Genomic DNA, 15,652 nt, shown 5'->3' with positions numbered 1-15,652 from the left:
GTCTTCTTCCGGTTTGAACTAGGCGGTGCGGCGGCTGCGCCGCTCGCGCACCATGTCGAGGACTACCGCGACGATGATGACGCAACCGGTGATGATACGTTTTGTCGGCTCGCTGGCTCCGACCTGGGCCAGGCCCGCCTCCAGCACCGAGATGATCAGCACGCCGAAGAAGGTCGCGAAGACCGAGCCGCGTCCGCCCATCAGGCTCGTGCCGCCGATGACCACGGAGGCGATCACGACCAGCTCGGCGCCTATGCCGGCGTTCGGATCGGCCGCCTCCAGCCTGGAGGCCTGGAAGATCCCGGCCAGTCCGGCCAGCGTGCCGAGGATCGCAAACACCGCGATCTTGATCGGCCGCGGATCGACGCCGGCCAGCCGCATCGCTTCCTCGTTCGTGCCGATTCCGATCATGTAGCGACCGAACACCGAGCGGGTCAGCACGATCTGCGCCGCGATCACGATCAGGATCGCGATCACGAAGGCCGGGGAGACGCCCCCGAAGAGCGGGGCCGAGAGCCAGTCGATCGCGCTGCCGATGTACTGGGTTCGCGAATTCGTCGCGATGTAGGCCGAGCCGCGCGCGACTTCGAGCATGCCCAGCGTGACGATGAAGGAGGGCAGGCGCCAGCCCACCGAGATCAGGCCGTTGAGCGCGCCCGCCGCGAGCCCGGTGCCCATCGCGACCAGCATTGCCGGGAACAGGCCCCAGTGCCACTGCAGCATCGCGATTCCGGCCGTGGCGCTGGCCAGCGCCATCACCGAGCCGACCGAAAGGTCGATGCCGGCGATGATCAGCACGAAGGTCATGCCGACCGCGGTGACCGCGATCGCCGGGATGTCGTTGGCGATCGTGATGAAGGTGCTCATCGACAGGAAGTACTCGCTGAGCGAGCTGAACAGCGCGATCATCAGCAGCAGCGCGACGATCAGGCCGACGTAGTTGCCCAGGCTGCCGCGGAGCGCGGCACGGGCGGTGGTGTTTTCGGTAGTGGACATGCTGGCCTCAGACTGGCGTGGCAAGGGGTTCAGTGGGTGCGGAAGGGGCATGGCCGCTGTAGCCGCTGAAAGCGGCTTCGAGCAGAGCGTGCTGATCCCACTCGCCGCGTTCGAAGATGCGGACCAGGCGACCGGCGCTCATCACCGCGATCCGGTCGCAGACCGACATCAGCTCGCGCAGGTCGCTGGAGACCATCAGCAAGGCCTTGCCGGCGTCGGTCAGACGGTCGAGCTGGGCATAGATGTCGGCCCGGGCGCCGATGTCGACGCCCCGCGTGGGTTCGTCGAGCAGCAGCACCGAGCAGTCGCGGTGCAGCCAGCGTGCGAACACGACTTTTTGCTGGTTGCCGCCCGAGAGTTCGCCGACGGGTTGTTCGATCGACTGGCTGCGCACGCCGAGCAGAGCGCGCAGGCCTTCGACCTGCTCCCGCTCGCGGCCCAGTTCGAGCCAGCCGTGGCGCGAGATCGCGCGCACGTTCGCCAGCGTCGCGTTGATCCGGATCGCCAGCGGCAGCATCAAGCCCTGGGCTTTGCGGTCTTCGGTGACGAGGCCGATGCCGTGGCGGACCGCGCTCATTGGGGAGCTGATGTGCACCGGCGCGCTGTCCGGCTCACCGAGCCGGATCTCGCCGCGGTCGGCGCGGTCGGCCCCGTAGATCAGCCGCAGCAGCTCGGTGCGGCCCGAACCGACCAGGCCGGCGACGCCGAGGATTTCGCCGCGGTAGAGCGTGAAATCGACATCGCGGACCACCTTGCCGCGGCCCAGTCCGCGGACGCTCAGCGCGGCGCTTCCGGCGGCGCGGCGCGGACGATCGAGCTCTTCGCGGACGTCGCGGCCGACCATCAGGCGGACGATGTCGTCCTGGTTCAGATCCTGCCGGGGACGGGTGTCGATGTGACGGCCGTCGCGCAGGACCATGACCCGGTCGGCGATCTGTTGCACTTCGTCGAGCCGGTGCGAGATATAGATGATGCCGACTCCGCGGGCCTTGAGCGCGGCGATCTGGCGGAACAGGTGTTCGATCTCGCGGCTGGTCAGCGTCGCCGTCGGTTCGTCGAGGATCAGCAGGCGGCATTCGCCGATCAGGCTGCGCGCGATTTCGACCATCTGCTGATGGCCCACCCCCAGATCACCGACCGGCGTGCGCGGGTCGATGTCGGCAAGGCCTATCGTTGCCATCTGTTTGGCGGCCGCGGCATTGAGCGCGTCGCGACGGATGAAGCCGGCCCGCCTCGGCAGGTGGTCGAGCAGCAGGTTCTCGGCGACCGTCAGCGTGGGAACCAGGCTCAGTTCCTGCAGCACCATCCGCACGCCCTGGCGTTCGGCGTCGACGCGAGAACCCGGCTGGTAGTCGCTGCCATTGAGTTGCAGGCTGCCTTCGCTGGGCGGGATCAGCCCGGCGATGATCTTGGACAGCGTGCTTTTGCCGGCGCCGTTCTCGCCGGTCAGTGCGAGCACTTCGCCCGCATGGAGTTCAAAGCTCACATCGCTGAGCACCGGCGCGGCATAACGCTTGCCGAGCCCGATACCGCGGAGCAGGGGAGGTTGGGACATGGGCGACTCCGCGCAGGGGGCCGGCGCAGGCCGGCACCCTGCTGCAGCGTTTACTTCGTGATCAGGGTGACCGGGGTTTGCACCTTGCCGGGCAGCGACTTTTGCGGCGTCTTCGCGGCCAGCGCCTTCAGCGCGGTCTCGATGCCGAACACGGCCTGCTTGGCCGCGAACTGATCGGCGGTCGCCAGAACCCGTCCGTCGGCCAGCATCGGCTTGATCGCCGAGATGTTGTCGTAGCCGACAACCTTGACCTTGCCGGCCTTGCCGGCGGTCTTCACCGCCGCGACCGCGCCGAGCGCCATGTTGTCATTGCCGCAGAGCAGCGCCTTCAGGTCCGGGAACTCGCGCAGCATCGCGCTGGCGACCATGTTGCCCTTGTCCATCTCCCATTGACCCGACTGCACGCTGACCACCTTCGCGCCAGCCGCCTTCATCGCATCCTGGAAGCCCGCGGTGCGCTGCTGGGCATTGGTTGTCGTCGACACGCCCTCAAGGATGCCGACCTTGTCGCCCTTCTTCAGTTGCTTGGCGAGGTAGTCGCCGACCAGCTTCGCGCCGACGCGGTTGTCCGGCCCGACGAAGGGCACGACGATGCCTTTTTCGCGCAACGCGGTGTCATCGAGCTTGTTGTCGATGTTGACGACCAGAATGCCCTTGTCGATGGCTTCCTTGACGACAGGAACCAGCGCCTTCGAGTCGGCCGGGGCCAGCACAAGGACATTGACCCGTTCGACCATCATCTGCTGAATGATCTTGATCTGGGCCGCGGTGTCGGTCTCGTCCTTGATCCCGTTCGCGATCAGCGTGTATTGCGCGGCGTGGGCCTTCTGGTGCGCTTTGGCCCCGTCCTGCATGGTCTGGAAGAACTCGTTGGCGAGCGACTTCATCACCAGCGCGACCTTGGGTTTGCTGTCGGCGGCCAAAGCCTGTCCTCCGGGCAGCGCGAGGGCGGCCGCCAGCAGGATCATCGATTTGAGTGCGGTGCGACGGTAAGTCATCTGATGTTCTCCTTTGGTCTCAATCTAGCGGGGTTCTCCCCGTCCTCTGCGCTTTGTTTTTGGTGAGGCAAACGATTGCGCAATCGTTTGCGTGGAAGTTTAGGCCAAGCTTCGGGCAATGCAAGCATTTTTTTAAGGACGCTGTGCTCCCCCCCCGGAGGGCGGTTCCCGGCGCGGATCCGGGCGCCGTTGTTTTCGACGAGCGTGCCGAGGTTGGCGTCCGCGCAGCGCAACGCGCGCTCCTGATCCTCCTCGATGTCGGCGAGCCGGTGAGGCGGCGTCTGAAGTTCGCCTGCTGCTTCGTGCGCACTGGCCCCGATGCCGGGTAATGGGTGACAATCGCTCTTTTACCTTCACACGTTTCGGGGAAAGCTGATGAATCTGGAATTGGCAAGCAAGGGCGAAGACAAGGCGGCCAAGAATGACGCCGGCGACCGGATCGAAGAGCAGCTGTCCTTCAAGTCGCGCTTCGTGCTGATTTTCGGCGAGATCACCGATGCGCTGGCCCAGGCGACCTGCAAGCGGCTTCTGGCCCTGTCCGAGGATTCCGACGCGCCAATCACGGTGCTGATTTCCTCTCCGGGCGGCCACGTTGAATCGGGCGATGCGATCCACGACATGATCCGTTTCGTCCGCGCGCCGGTCACGACGCTCGGCACGGGCTGGGTCGCCAGCGCCGGTTCGCACATCTTCCTCGCGCCGCCCAAGGAAAGACGGCTGTGCCTGCCCAACACCCGTTTCATGATCCACCAGCCCGCGGGCGGCACGGGCGGTCAGGCCTCGGACATCGCGATCCAGGCCAGGGAGATCATCCGGATGCGCGAGCGCATCGCGAAGGTCGTCGCGCGCCAGACCGGCAAGCCGCTGGAGACCGTGATGGCCGACATCGAGCGCGATCACTGGATGAGCGCCGAGGAAGCGATCGAATACGGAATCGTGTCGCGGATCATCGAGAACCAGAAGGAACTCTGAGCGCGAGGCTTCGATGAAAGCGATTGCGGTCGTCACGACCGTCGCGACGCGCGACGAGGCGAGGGCGATGGCGGCCAGCCTCGTCGAGCAAGGTCTCGCCGCCTGTGCGCAGATCTCGGAGATCGAGAGCTTCTACCGCTGGCAGGGCGAGCTGCAGCACGAGTCCGAGTTCAGGATTCTTTTCAAGACTCTGGACGCGTATTACGCGGCCGTCGAAGCCGCGATCCGGGCCCGGCACTCCTATGCGCTGCCGGCGATCCACGCTTTCGCGCTGGAGCACGTTTCGGCCGCCTATGGCGAATGGATAGAGAACGAATGCACGGAGAAAAGGGAATGAAAGCGATCATCACCGGCGGCAATCGCGGCATCGGCTTTGAAGTCGCGAAGAGGCTGGTGGCCCGGGGTTTCGAGGTCCACGTCTTGTCGCGCTCCGGGCTGGAGACGCCGCCGGCCGGCATCACGGCGTGGAAAGTCGATGTGGCCGACTATGAGTCGCTGAAGGCCGTCCTCGACCAGATCGGCGTGCCGGACGTCTTCGTCAACAACGCCGGGATCATGAACACCCGGGCAGCGGCGGATTACGGCCGCGAGCACATCCAGGAAATCCTCGATATCAACCTGATCTCGGCGGTGCGCGCGAGCGTCGATCTGGCCGACCGGATGGCAGCAGTGGGCGGTGGCCGAATCGTCAGTGTCGCTTCGGTTGCGGGCCAGATCGGTCACCCGGACATCTGGTACGGGATCTCGAAAGCGGGGCTGATCAATGCGATGCGTTCGATCGCCCGAAGCCATGGCGCGCGCGGCGTGATCGCGAATTCGGTGGCGCCTGGTCCGGTCGACACCGACATGATGAAGAGCATCCCCGAGGCCCGCAAAGCGCGGCTCAAGAGCGCGACGATCAGTCAGCGTTTTTGCAGCGCCGAAGAAGTCGCCGACGCAATTCTGTGGCTGGCGACCGATGCTCCTGTCTATATCAACGGCGAAGTCGTCGACATGAACAACGGCGTCAACTACCGCTGACATCCTTCCCCGGGTTGTTGACTACTGTTATTATGTACAGCTACTGTTTCTGGGATTCGAAAGACAAGGCTAATGGATAACCACAGCTATTCGATGATAGAGACGCTCTCGCTGGCCGAGCGAGCGGATTATCCCGCGCTGGGTACGCTGGTCGAGCAGATCCTCTTTCTGCTCGATTCGGACATCGTGTTCAGCGACATCATCATTCACCAGAACAGCCCGCTGATGCTGCGTCAGCCCAAGCGGCTGGTTGCGGTGTCCGATACGCCGATCACCGGCGAAGAGCTCGAAGAGTTCTTCGAGGTCATCGAGCCGAACTGGGAGGAGCGCATCCAGGTGCGCGCCTTCGATCGCTCGAAGGATCTCTATAGCGCGCGGATCCGCGTCAACTGCTTCACCTTCCAGGGTCGCAAGCGCCTCGGCTGTGTGATCCGCCGCTTTCCGACCGAACCGATGCCGCTCGAAGACCTGGGCGTGCGCGAGTCGATTCAGGACTTCGCGAAGCTCACCAGCGGTCTCGTTCTGATCATCGGTGACACCTGCCAGGGCAAGTCGACGACGATCGCATCGCTGCTCGACGAGATCAACAAGACCCGCTCCGGTCACATCATTACGATCGAAGACCCGGTCGAGACGCTGATTCCTCAGCGTCACTGCATCATCACCCAGCGCGAAGTCGGCGCCGATGGTGACGTCGAGAGCTATTACCTGGGTGCGCTCGATGCGCTGCGCGAGCGGCCCGACGTGATCCTGATCGGCGAGATCCGCGACGCCCAGACCGCGCTCGAAGCGCTGGCGCTGTCCGAGTCGGGCCCTCTGGTGTTCGCGACGCTGCATGCGCGCTCGCTCGAACTGGGGTTGCAGAAGATGCTGAGACTGCTCGGCAACAGCGACGCCCAGGCCCAGACCCTGGCCAGTTCGCTGCGTGGAGTGATCTGTCAGGCCCTGATTCCGTCGCTGAAGGGCGACTCCTACTACCTGGCGACCGAGTGTCTGACTCCGGAAACCGAGGCGAAGGCGCTGATCGCGTCGCGCAATGTCGGCGGTATTCGGCCCCTGCTCGACAAGCTCAACACCCAGCCCGGATCGGGTTCGCATACGATGAATTCGGATCTCGCGCTGCTTCTGAAAGCCAAACGGATCAATGTCGAGGATGCGCGCAAGGCCAGCACCGATCTCGTGCAGTTCGCCTCCGAGACCTGCAAGCGCTGAGACGATGGTTTTGCGTCCGCTTACCAACAGGCAGAAGGAGGCATCGCGATGACGGCGAAGGCGTTCTTTATCTGGATCGGCGTGGCGATTGCGTTGATCGCGGTCCTGTTCTTCGCCGCGATGTTCCTCTTCGTCCGTCCGAGCCGTGGAGAGCGAATCGCATCCTATCCGTCTCCCCGCGCCGCGCTGGTCGTCATCGACATCCAGCAGGACTACACGGGACCGCAGGCCAGAAAGCGTTATCGGGACGGGGACAAAATCGTTACGGCGTCCAATGCGCTGATTGCCCAGGCGAGGGCGAGAGGCGATCTCGTCGTCTTCATCCGCAACGAGATCGATAATTTTCTGATCGCGACGATGTTCGATCACATCAATGCGCCCGGAACACCGGGAGCCCAGCTGGACCGCCGCCTCGCGCAGAGCGCCGCGGACCGGACCTTCGTCAAACACCGGCCCGACTCCTTCTCCAACGCCGAGTTCGATGCCTTCCTGCGCGAACATCAGGTGGACCGTCTGATGATCACTGGCCTCGATGCGGCGTACTGCGTCAATGCGACGACGCGCGGCGCCTTGAACCGCGGCTACAAGGTGACGCTGTATCGCGAAGCGATCGCGACCGAGAGCGGCAAGAGCATCGATGAGTTGGCACGCGGCTGGCGGGACGCCGGGGCGCAGGTGAGGGCCGATCTGGCGTTGTGATTTCGGGTTTTGGGTTTTGAAATGAAAAACGCCCGGCATGCCGGGCGTTTTTGTTCTCCGGAAGCGCGGACGCTCACTTCGGGATGCTGCCTTCGACGCCTTCGACGTAGAAGTTGAACTTGTGCAGATCGTCGTCGGACATCGTCTTGCCGGCGGCCAGGAAGAGCTTGCCGGATTGATCCTTCAGCGGGCCGGTGAAGGGGTGGAGTTTGCCGGCCTTGATCGCGTCGCGGCGCTCTTCGGCCAGCTTCTTGACCGCGGCCGGAACCGCCGGGCCGAAGTTGTCGATGTTGACCGCGCCTTCCTTGACGCCGTACCAGATCTGGGTCGGCTTCCAGGTGCCGGCGGCGACCTTGTCTATCGTCTCGTTGTAGATGATGCCCCAGTTCAGCACCGAAGCCGCGAGCTGCGACTTGCCGCCGAATTTCGTCATGTCCGAATCCCAGCCGAAGCCATAGACGCCTTTTTCCTTCGCGGTCTGGGCGACGGCGGGGGAGTCGGTGTTCTGCATCAGCACGTCGGCGCCCTGGGCGATCAGGGCCAGAGCCGCTTCACGTTCCTTGCCCGGGTTGAACCAGCTGTTCACCCAGATCACGCGGGTCGTGACCTTCGGATTGACGCTGCGCGCGCCGACCGTGAAGGCGTTGATGTTGCGGATCACTTCGGGGATCGCGATCGAGCCGACCACGCCGAGCTTGCCGCTCTTGGTCTGCTTGCCGGCCACGACCCCCAGCATGTAGGCGCCTTCATAGGTGCGGACATCGTAGGTGCCCAGATTCTTGCCGGTCTTGTAGCCGGTCGAGTGCATGAACACGGTCTTCGGGAAGGCGCGGGCGACCTTCTCCATCTGGTTCATGTAGCCGAACGAAGTGCCGAAGATGACCTTGTAACCCTTGCTGGCGAGATCGCGGAAGACGCGTTCGGAGTCGGCCGTCTCGGGGATGTTCTCGACGCCTATCGTCTTGACCTTGGAGCCTTGCTTGGCTTCGACCGCCTTGCGGCCGACGTCGTGCGAGTAGGTCCAGCCGTGGTCGCCGGTCGGGCCGATATAGACGAAGCCGGCCTGCAGCGGATCGGCCGCAGTGGCTGCGCCAGCAACGCCGAGCGCGAGGGTGGCGCCGGCTGCCAGCATCTTGATGCGGGACATGATCATCGATGGTTCTCCTGGAGGAATGAGACGCCGCCCGAACTCTTGGTGACGGCGCAAGGGGGGGACTTTATCAAGCCGGAAGGTGGCGGGCCATCCTTGCCGGCATATCCCGGCCATAAGCGGCGCAGGGCTTGCCGGGCCATCAATTTCTCTTTTGCTTCAATCCAAATGTTTTCATGTGAAAAATCAAGGATCTGGATAGACTGCTTTCAACAAAGAAGCGACAGAGAGAACTCCCCCCATGATGATGCTTGCCCTGATCGTTCCGGCCGTAATCTTCGCAGCGATGCCCAAGCGCAACGATGTCGATGACCTCGCCGAAAAGCTGCTCAGCGAAATGAGCGAAGACTGAAAGAGCGCGGCCTGACCGCGCTCCGACTCCCCCCCTTGCGCCGGATGACGTGTAAACGTCTTCCGGCGTTTGTTCATCTGCGCCCTTCATTCGTCCGCCTGTTCATTCGTTTTGACCGATACTCCGGATCCATTCCCGCTGGGGTGATGGCCTGACCGGCTGTGTTAAGTTTTGCCGGGTTCCCGGATGTCGGGTTCCGGTCGGCGATCCTGCGATGCCGCCGATTCCACGAGGAGGCGCGATGCAATGGTTGCAGAGGCTGCCGGAATGGCTCGCCCGTCACGGCGCGTTGATGCTGGTCAGCCTGATTCCGCGGGAAGGGCTTGCTTGCTGCGAACAGCAGGAGGCGATGTTGGTGGCCACCCATGGCTGTTGCGGCTCTCTGGGAGGCGCTCACCTCGAATGGGAGGCGATGGCGATCGCGCGCGCTCTGCTCGAACAAGGTTTCAGAAAGAGACAGACGCGCTTCGTGCTGGGCCCCGGCGCCGGTGCTGTGCGCTTGCTCTTCGAGCGCATCGATGCCGACAAGGCCCTGCTCTGGCGCGGCCGAGCCGAAGCGGTCGCGCGGGGCTCCCATCTGCTCCGCGTCTGCCGCGACGGCGACGATGAGTCGGAGTGGCGGCTCACTCTTGACGCGGAATGTCCCGAATGAAGTTACCATCGCACCTTTCGGGGGTGCAGCCCCGATCTTGCGTATCCAGACGATGAATTCATCCCCCCCTGAGCGCGCCTCGCACAGCGATGCGCGCATCGAGCTCTTTGGCATCACCAAACGCTATCCCGGCGTCGTCGCCAACGACGGAGTCAGTCTCCGCGTGCGGCCCGGCGAAATCCACGCCGTGCTCGGCGAGAACGGCGCCGGCAAGAGCACGCTGATGAAGGTCATCTACGGTGCGGTTCAGGCCGACGCCGGCGAAATCCTCTGGAATGGCAAGCAGATCACGATCGCCAACCCGGCCGCCGCGCGCGCGCTGGGCATCGGCATGGTCTTCCAGCATTTCTCGCTGTTTGAGACGCTGTCGGTTGTCGAGAACATCGCGCTGGTGCTGGACGGCAAGTTCGACCTGGAAGCGCTGGCCGAGCGGGTCGAGCACGTCTCCCGACGCTATGGCCTGCCGCTCGATCCGTGGCGCCTCGTGCACAGCCTGTCGGTCGGCGAGCGCCAGCGCGTCGAGATCGTCCGTTGCCTGCTGCAAAACCCCCAGCTCCTGATCCTCGATGAGCCGACTTCGGTGCTGACGCCCCAGGCCGTGCGCAAACTCTTCGGAACCCTGCGCCAGCTCGCCAGCGAAGGCGTGTCCATCCTCTACATCAGCCACAAGCTCGACGAGATCCGCGAGCTCTGCGAACGGGCAACCGTGATGCGCGATGGCCGCGTGGCCGGCGAAGCCGATCCGCGCTGCGAGAGTTCGGCGAGCCTCGCGCGGATGATGATAGGGCGTGAGCTGCCGCACTGCTGCGCACCCGCCTACGCCGGGGAAGAGGGGGTCGCGCTCGAAGTGCGTTCGTTGTCGCTCGCGACCGATGACGCATTCGGCACGGCTCTGCACGAAATCCACCTGCAGGTGAAACGCGGCGAGCTGGTCGGCATCGCCGGTATTTCCGGCAACGGCCAGGCTGAACTGCTGGCGGCGCTGTCCGGGGAGCAGCGCTCGGCAGAGGGGGCGATTCTGCTCGACGGCGTTCCGGTCGGCCATCTCGACGCCGGCCGTCGGCGCGATATGGGCCTCGCCTTCGTTCCCGAGGAAAGATTGGGTCGCGGTGCGGTCCCGGCGATGTCCCTGACCGCGAACACGATTCTGACCGCCCACCGCAAGGGACTCAAACGCCACGGCCTGCTGCGCTTCGGCGCCGCCCGGGCGTTCGCCGCGCGCTGCATAGAGCGCTTCGATGTGCGTTGCCGCGGTCCGCAGGCGGCCGCGCGCAGCCTGTCGGGCGGCAACCTGCAGAAGTTCATCGTCGGCCGCGAGATCATGCAGGAGCCGCGCGCGATGATCGTCGCCCAACCGACCTGGGGCGTCGATGTCGGCGCCTCGGCTTTCCTGCGCCAGACCCTGATCGATCTTTCGCGCCAGGGGGTTGGCGTGCTGGTCATTTCCGAGGAGCTGGAAGAGTTGTTCGAGATATGCGACCGGATCGCGGTGCTTTCCGCCGGCCGGCTGTCCGAGGCCGTGCCCCGCGACGAGACCGACATCGAGGCGATCGGTTTGAAGATGGGTGGCCTTCTCGATGCGCAGGAGGCGGGCGATGCTGAGGCTTGAACCGCGCGCGAATCCGTCGCTGGCGATGAAGCTCGCCTCTCCGTTGATCGCGATCGCGCTGACCCTGGTCTCGGCCGGCCTGCTGTTCGTCGCGCTCGGCAAGCAGCCTTTCGACGCTTTCCGCGTGTTCTTCGTCGAGCCTCTGGCCGATGCGAACGGCTGGAGCGAGCTGATGGTCAAGGCCTCTCCGCTGATCCTGATCGCCGAAGGCCTCGCGATCGGCTTCCGGGCGCGCATCTACAATATCGGCGCCGAAGGGCAGCTGATCATGGGTGCGATCTTCGGGGGCGGCGTTGCGATTGCCTGCAACGGGATCGATGCCTGGTGGGTGTTGCCGGCGATGGTGGTCACTGGCGCGTTCGGCGGAGCCCTGTGGGGCGCGCTGCCGGCCTGGCTGAAGACCCACTTCAATGCCGAGGAAACGCTGACGACGCTGATGCTCGCCTATGTCGCCGACTTCCTGCTCGCCTGGCTGGTCAGCGACCCGTGGCGCGATCCGGCGGGCCAGAATTTCCCGCAGTCGGTCATGTTCGGCGATTCGGCGCTCTTCCCGATGCTCTTCGAAGGGCTCAGGGTCAATGTGTCGATCTTCATCACGCTGACGATCGTTGCCGCGTTCTGGCTCTTTGTCAGCCGCAGCTTCCTCGCCTACCAGCTCAACGTTGGCGGTCTCGCGCCTCAGGCCGCGCGCTATGCGGGCTTCCCCGCGCGCCGGACGATCTGGCTCAGTCTGATCCTGTCCGGACTGACCGCAGGGCTGGCCGGGGTCGGCGAAGTGGCCGGCCCGGTCGGGCAGCTGAACCTGAACATCTCGCCGGGTTACGGCTATGCGGCGATCATCGTGGCCTGGATCGGCCGGCTTCACCCGATCGGTATCGTGTTCTCCGGCCTGCTGATGGCCCTGATCTATCTGGGCGGCGAAGCGGCCCAGGTGTCGCTGCAGCTTCCCGCCGCGATCACTGGGATCTTCCAGGGCATGTTGCTGTTCTTCCTGCTCGCGACCGATGTGCTGATCGACTTTCGGTTCAAGCGCCGAGTTCCGCTCAAAGCCGCCGGTGCGGCGAGCCAAGGAGAATGACGATGATCGAACACCTGATTCCTGTGCTGGTCGGAACGCTGGGCGCCGCGACGCCTCTGCTGTTCGCGGGGCTGGGCGAACTCGTCGCCGAGCGGAGCGGTGTCATCAACCTGGGCGTCGAAGGCATGATGCTGATCGGCGCGATCGCTGGCTTCGCCTGTGCGGTCGAGACCGGGGGCGGTGCCGGAGCGGGCCTGATCGCCGGCGCGCTGGCCGGAATGCTGGCCGCGGCGCTCTTCGGTTTCCTGGTGCTGTCTCTGTCCGCGAACCAGTCCGCTGCGGGCCTCGCCCTGACGATCTTCGGCATCGGCCTGTCGGCCTTCATCGGCCAGCGCTACGTCAGCTTCAGCCTGCCTGGCCTCAAACCGCTCGCGATTCCGCTGCTCTCCGGGATTCCGGTGATCGGCCCGATCTTCTTCAAGCAGGACGCCATCGTTTATCTGTCCTACTTCGTGTTCGCGGCTTCGTGGTGGGTGCTGGCCAAAACCCGGCTGGGCCTGCTGCTGCGCGCGGTCGGAGAGTCGCCCGAAGCGGCGCATGCGATCGGCTATCCGGTCGTCGCGATCCGCTACGGGGCGGTGCTGTTCGGCGGCGCGATGGCCGGCATCGCCGGAGCCTATCTGTCGACGGTCTATACGCCGCTGTGGGTGCAGAACATGAGCGCTGGCCGGGGCTGGATCGCGGTCGCACTGGTCGTATTCGCGAGCTGGAAACCGCTGCGCCTGCTCTTCGGGGCCTACCTTTTCGGTGGCGTCACGATTCTGCAGATGCATGCCCAGGGGCTGGGAATATCGCTGCCATCCCAGTTGATGTCGGCTCTGCCCTATGCGGCGACGGTCATCGTTCTGGTGCTGATCTCGCGCGACCGCAAGCTGCTGCAGCTGAATCTGCCCGCGTCGCTGGGCAAGCCTTTTCTGCCGGGGCGCTGAGCTTGCCGGTGTCATGAGCGCGGTCGGCGGGGCCTAAGTATCACGCGCCTGATTTGGCGCAGAAGGCCGCGTCCGCGCGATTGACTCGGGTCAAACAGGCGACCGGTGCGGCGCGGCATTCTGACCTACGCTGCGAGGAGATCAAGGAGCCGCCCGTTTTGCCGCCCCTGTTTCAGCCGCGAATTGTATGAATCCTCCATCGCCGTAGCCGAGGTGTCCGTGTCCGTCTCTGATCGTTTGTCGCCGCATGTCCTGCCGTCCTTTGGGGGCGCGGTGGACATCCTCGCGCTGCTCCAGGGCGCGCCGGAGGAGCCGCGCGATGCCGCTTTCGAGGCCAATCTGGTGAAGAGCTGGCAGCGCGATCTGCCTCTGGATCCCGAGCCCTTTGCCTGCATCGCGGCGGCGGTCGGCCGCACCCAGCGCCAGGTGCTGCAGGCGCTGCGCCATCTGCTGCGCGAAGGAGTGATCGCCCGGATTGGCGCGGTAGCGACCCCGGCGGTCTTTGGCGCATCGACTCTGGCCGCACTGTCGGTTCCGGCCGAGCAGATCGATGCGATCGCTGGCTATATCTCGCTGATGCCCGAGGTCAATCACAACTACGGCCGCGATCACCACTACAACCTCTGGTTTGTTCTGACTGCGGCGAGTCGCGCCCACATCGATGCGGCTCTGGCCCGGATAGAGGAAGCGACGGGCTTTGCGCCGCTTGATCTGCCGATGCTCGAAGCCTTCTCCGCCGAAGCGGCCTTGCGAGGCCCTTCGCCGCGTCCTGGAATGAGCCTGGAACCCCGGCAGTGGCGTCTGCTGGCGGCGCTGGAACAAGGCTTGCCTCTGGTGCCCAGGCCCTTCGCGCGGCTCGGGATGAGGGCGGGCATGCACGAGCGCGAGGTGATCGAGCAATTGCGCGCCTGGCTCACCTCTGGCGCGTTGCGCCGGCTCGGCATCGTTCTTCGCCAGCCCGAGAGCGCTATCGCCTGTCGCGCGATGTGCGTCTGGGACGTGCCCGACGAGCAGGTCGCCGAGCTGGGGCGCAGGATCGCCGCCCAGGCCGGGGTCAGTCTTTGCTTCCGGCGCGAGCGTGCTCCGCAGCTCTGGCCTTACAACCTGCACTGCATGATCCAAGGCAAGGACAAGGCTCAGGTTCAGGCGCGATGCGCGGCACTGGTCCGTGAGCTCGGTCTCGAAGCCTTTGCGTCCAGCGTGCTGTTTTCGACGCGGCGCTACAAGCAGTGCGGATCCCGCTACCTCGATCGCTGCTGAAGCCGGATCCGGTTTCCGGGATAATCGGCGAATGCTGAACGAAGTCACCGAATATCCCGACCTGAGCCGCGTCGTGCTCGATACCAACACCGTGATGGCGCTGTGGCACTTCCGCGATCCTGCTCTCTCCCGCCTGCGCGCCGCGCTCGAAGCGGGAGAGATCAGGCCCTTTCTGCGTCCGGACTGCCGCGAGGAGCTGCGCCGGGTGCTCGCCTATCCGCAGTTCAGGATCGAAGCCGGGAAGCAGGCGAGCCTGCTCGCCGACTACGAGGCGCTCTGCACGATGCTGGTCCAGCGCGAGCCCGACCCCGAGCTGCCACGCTGCCGTGACGGCGACGACCAGAAATTCCTCGAACTGGCGATCCAGGCCGAAGTTCCCGCGCTCATCAGCCGCGACAAGGCGCTGCTTCGCCTCGCCCGCCATCGCCTGCTGCGCGAGCGCCTGAGGATACTGACTCCGGAGAGGGTCGAAGTCGAACTTGCCGAGGCGGCGAGCGGGCAATAAAAAAGCAGGCCTGAGCCTGCTTTTTCTCTAGATCAGCGGTGTCTGGCCTCGCACTGTGCGCAAGACCAGACCCCGGAGATTATTTGACGCGGTTGCGGTACTCGTCGGTGCGCGTATCGATTTCGATCTTGTCGCCGATTTCGACGAAGGCCGGAACCGGCAGTTCGAAACCGGTGCTGATCTTGGCCGGCTTCATGACCTTGCCCGAAGTGTCGCCCTTGACGGCCGGCTCGGTATAGATCACTTCGCGGACGACGCTGGTCGGCAGTTCGACCGAGATCGCCTTGCCGTCGTAGAAGACCACTTCGAGCGGCATGCCGTCGACGAGGTACTTCAGCGCGTCTTCCATGTTGTCGGCTTCGACTTCGTACTGGTTGTACTCGGCGTCCATGAAGACATACATCGGATCGGCGAAGTAGGAGTAGGTCACTTCCTTGCGGTCGAGCGTGACGAGTTCGAACTTGTCGTCGGCGCGATAGACGGTTTCGGATCCCGAGCCGGTCAGCAGGTTCTTGAACTTCATCTTGACGACGGAAGCGTTACGGCCGGACTTGCTGTATTCGGCCTTTTGAACCACCAGGGGTTCGGAGCCGACCATCACGACGTTGCCGGCGCGGAGTTCTTGGGCAATTTTCATCAGGGCACCTGAATCACAAAAATGGCGC

Annotated in this window: 16 protein-coding genes; 11 read left to right on the top strand and 5 right to left on the bottom strand. The window is 64.6% G+C overall.

Features of this window, described 5'->3' with window-relative positions; all coding sequences use genetic code 11:
- Positions 1-18: 18 nt before the first annotated feature.
- Genes ACHFB9_RS16475 through ACHFB9_RS16465 form a run of 3 tightly spaced genes read right to left on the bottom strand, consistent with a single transcriptional unit; the run spans position 19 to position 3,549 of the window.
- Complete coding sequence (locus tag ACHFB9_RS16475) at positions 19-996, bottom strand: ABC transporter permease (RefSeq protein WP_417068598.1); 978 nt, start codon at positions 994-996, stop codon at positions 19-21.
- A 7-nt stretch (positions 997-1,003) separates the two neighbouring features.
- On the bottom strand, positions 1,004-2,551 hold the full coding sequence (locus ACHFB9_RS16470; protein ID WP_417068597.1) for a sugar ABC transporter ATP-binding protein: 1,548 nt from the start codon (positions 2,549-2,551) through the stop codon (positions 1,004-1,006).
- A gap of 50 nt (positions 2,552-2,601) precedes the next feature.
- On the bottom strand, positions 2,602-3,549 hold the full coding sequence (locus ACHFB9_RS16465) for a sugar ABC transporter substrate-binding protein (protein WP_417068596.1): 948 nt from the start codon (positions 3,547-3,549) through the stop codon (positions 2,602-2,604).
- Between the two features lie 375 nt (positions 3,550-3,924).
- Between ACHFB9_RS16465 and ACHFB9_RS16460 the strand changes: the two genes are divergently transcribed.
- From ACHFB9_RS16460 to ACHFB9_RS16440, 5 genes are all read left to right on the top strand, one after another.
- On the top strand, positions 3,925-4,521 hold the full coding sequence (locus ACHFB9_RS16460) for an ATP-dependent Clp protease proteolytic subunit (RefSeq protein ID WP_417068594.1): 597 nt from the start codon (positions 3,925-3,927) through the stop codon (positions 4,519-4,521).
- A gap of 13 nt (positions 4,522-4,534) precedes the next feature.
- Complete coding sequence (cutA, locus tag ACHFB9_RS16455) at positions 4,535-4,858, top strand: divalent-cation tolerance protein CutA (protein WP_417068592.1); 324 nt, start codon at positions 4,535-4,537, stop codon at positions 4,856-4,858.
- Entirely contained in the window at positions 4,855-5,541 is a 687-nt protein-coding gene (locus ACHFB9_RS16450) for an SDR family NAD(P)-dependent oxidoreductase (protein ID WP_417068591.1), read from the top strand. The genes cutA and ACHFB9_RS16450 overlap by 4 nt, the downstream gene beginning before the upstream one ends.
- A gap of 72 nt (positions 5,542-5,613) precedes the next feature.
- Positions 5,614-6,753: a type IV pilus twitching motility protein PilT gene (locus ACHFB9_RS16445; RefSeq protein WP_417068589.1), complete on the top strand. Its 1,140-nt coding sequence runs from the start codon at positions 5,614-5,616 to the stop codon at positions 6,751-6,753.
- Positions 6,754-6,801: 48 nt separating this feature from the next.
- Entirely contained in the window at positions 6,802-7,452 is a 651-nt protein-coding gene (locus ACHFB9_RS16440) for a cysteine hydrolase family protein (RefSeq protein WP_417068587.1), read from the top strand.
- A gap of 73 nt (positions 7,453-7,525) precedes the next feature.
- Here ACHFB9_RS16440 and ACHFB9_RS16435 read toward each other — a convergent pair whose 3' ends face one another.
- A complete protein-coding gene (locus ACHFB9_RS16435) occupies positions 7,526-8,605 on the bottom strand; it encodes a BMP family ABC transporter substrate-binding protein (protein ID WP_417068585.1) in 1,080 nt (359 codons plus the stop codon).
- Positions 8,606-9,195: 590 nt separating this feature from the next.
- Between ACHFB9_RS16435 and ACHFB9_RS16430 the strand changes: the two genes are divergently transcribed.
- The 6 genes from ACHFB9_RS16430 (at position 9,196) to ACHFB9_RS16405 (ending at position 14,987) form a co-directional block, all read left to right on the top strand.
- Positions 9,196-9,606, top strand: a complete 411-nt coding sequence (locus tag ACHFB9_RS16430) for an XdhC family protein (protein ID WP_417068583.1) — start codon at positions 9,196-9,198, stop codon at positions 9,604-9,606.
- Between the two features lie 52 nt (positions 9,607-9,658).
- Positions 9,659-11,215, top strand: a complete 1,557-nt coding sequence (locus ACHFB9_RS16425; protein WP_417068582.1) for an ABC transporter ATP-binding protein — start codon at positions 9,659-9,661, stop codon at positions 11,213-11,215.
- On the top strand, positions 11,202-12,293 hold the full coding sequence (locus ACHFB9_RS16420; protein WP_417068581.1) for an ABC transporter permease: 1,092 nt from the start codon (positions 11,202-11,204) through the stop codon (positions 12,291-12,293). Before ACHFB9_RS16425 ends, ACHFB9_RS16420 begins: the two co-directional genes overlap by 14 nt.
- A gap of 2 nt (positions 12,294-12,295) precedes the next feature.
- A complete protein-coding gene (locus ACHFB9_RS16415) occupies positions 12,296-13,222 on the top strand; it encodes an ABC transporter permease (protein ID WP_417068580.1) in 927 nt (308 codons plus the stop codon).
- 219 nt (positions 13,223-13,441) lie between these two features.
- Positions 13,442-14,482: an Lrp/AsnC family transcriptional regulator gene (locus ACHFB9_RS16410; RefSeq protein ID WP_417068578.1), complete on the top strand. Its 1,041-nt coding sequence runs from the start codon at positions 13,442-13,444 to the stop codon at positions 14,480-14,482.
- A 31-nt stretch (positions 14,483-14,513) separates the two neighbouring features.
- Positions 14,514-14,987, top strand: a complete 474-nt coding sequence (locus ACHFB9_RS16405) for a putative toxin-antitoxin system toxin component, PIN family (protein WP_417068577.1) — start codon at positions 14,514-14,516, stop codon at positions 14,985-14,987.
- A 79-nt stretch (positions 14,988-15,066) separates the two neighbouring features.
- Here the strand turns inward: ACHFB9_RS16405 and efp are convergent, their stop codons facing one another.
- The gene (efp, locus tag ACHFB9_RS16400) at positions 15,067-15,624 is read right to left on the bottom strand and encodes an elongation factor P (RefSeq protein WP_417068576.1); all 558 of its coding nucleotides are present in this window, start codon (positions 15,622-15,624) and stop codon (positions 15,067-15,069) included.
- Between the last annotated feature and the right edge of the window lie 28 nt (positions 15,625-15,652).

The organism is Niveibacterium terrae (assembly GCF_048213115.1).
Classification (GTDB): Bacteria; Pseudomonadota; Gammaproteobacteria; order Burkholderiales; family Rhodocyclaceae; genus Niveibacterium; species Niveibacterium terrae.
This window is presented reverse-complemented; position numbering and strand designations above follow the sequence as displayed.

What these genes read in the sequence shown, in the direction of transcription:
- ACHFB9_RS16475 (WP_417068598.1), bottom strand. Translation starts at nt 996, where the DNA reads ATGTCCACTACCGAAAACACCACCGCCCGTGCCGCGCTCCGCGGCAGC.
- ACHFB9_RS16470 (WP_417068597.1), bottom strand. Translation starts at nt 2,551, where the DNA reads ATGTCCCAACCTCCCCTGCTCCGCGGTATCGGGCTCGGCAAGCGTTAT.
- ACHFB9_RS16465 (WP_417068596.1), bottom strand. Translation starts at nt 3,549, where the DNA reads ATGACTTACCGTCGCACCGCACTCAAATCGATGATCCTGCTGGCGGCC.
- ACHFB9_RS16460 (WP_417068594.1), top strand. Translation starts at nt 3,925, where the DNA reads ATGAATCTGGAATTGGCAAGCAAGGGCGAAGACAAGGCGGCCAAGAAT.
- cutA (WP_417068592.1), top strand. Translation starts at nt 4,535, where the DNA reads ATGAAAGCGATTGCGGTCGTCACGACCGTCGCGACGCGCGACGAGGCG.
- ACHFB9_RS16450 (WP_417068591.1), top strand. Translation starts at nt 4,855, where the DNA reads ATGAAAGCGATCATCACCGGCGGCAATCGCGGCATCGGCTTTGAAGTC.
- ACHFB9_RS16445 (WP_417068589.1), top strand. Translation starts at nt 5,614, where the DNA reads ATGGATAACCACAGCTATTCGATGATAGAGACGCTCTCGCTGGCCGAG.
- ACHFB9_RS16440 (WP_417068587.1), top strand. Translation starts at nt 6,802, where the DNA reads ATGACGGCGAAGGCGTTCTTTATCTGGATCGGCGTGGCGATTGCGTTG.
- ACHFB9_RS16435 (WP_417068585.1), bottom strand. Translation starts at nt 8,605, where the DNA reads ATGATCATGTCCCGCATCAAGATGCTGGCAGCCGGCGCCACCCTCGCG.
- ACHFB9_RS16430 (WP_417068583.1), top strand. Translation starts at nt 9,196, where the DNA reads ATGCAATGGTTGCAGAGGCTGCCGGAATGGCTCGCCCGTCACGGCGCG.
- ACHFB9_RS16425 (WP_417068582.1), top strand. Translation starts at nt 9,659, where the DNA reads ATGAATTCATCCCCCCCTGAGCGCGCCTCGCACAGCGATGCGCGCATC.
- ACHFB9_RS16420 (WP_417068581.1), top strand. Translation starts at nt 11,202, where the DNA reads ATGCTGAGGCTTGAACCGCGCGCGAATCCGTCGCTGGCGATGAAGCTC.
- ACHFB9_RS16415 (WP_417068580.1), top strand. Translation starts at nt 12,296, where the DNA reads ATGATCGAACACCTGATTCCTGTGCTGGTCGGAACGCTGGGCGCCGCG.
- ACHFB9_RS16405 (WP_417068577.1), top strand. Translation starts at nt 14,514, where the DNA reads ATGCTGAACGAAGTCACCGAATATCCCGACCTGAGCCGCGTCGTGCTC.
- efp (WP_417068576.1), bottom strand. Translation starts at nt 15,624, where the DNA reads ATGAAAATTGCCCAAGAACTCCGCGCCGGCAACGTCGTGATGGTCGGC.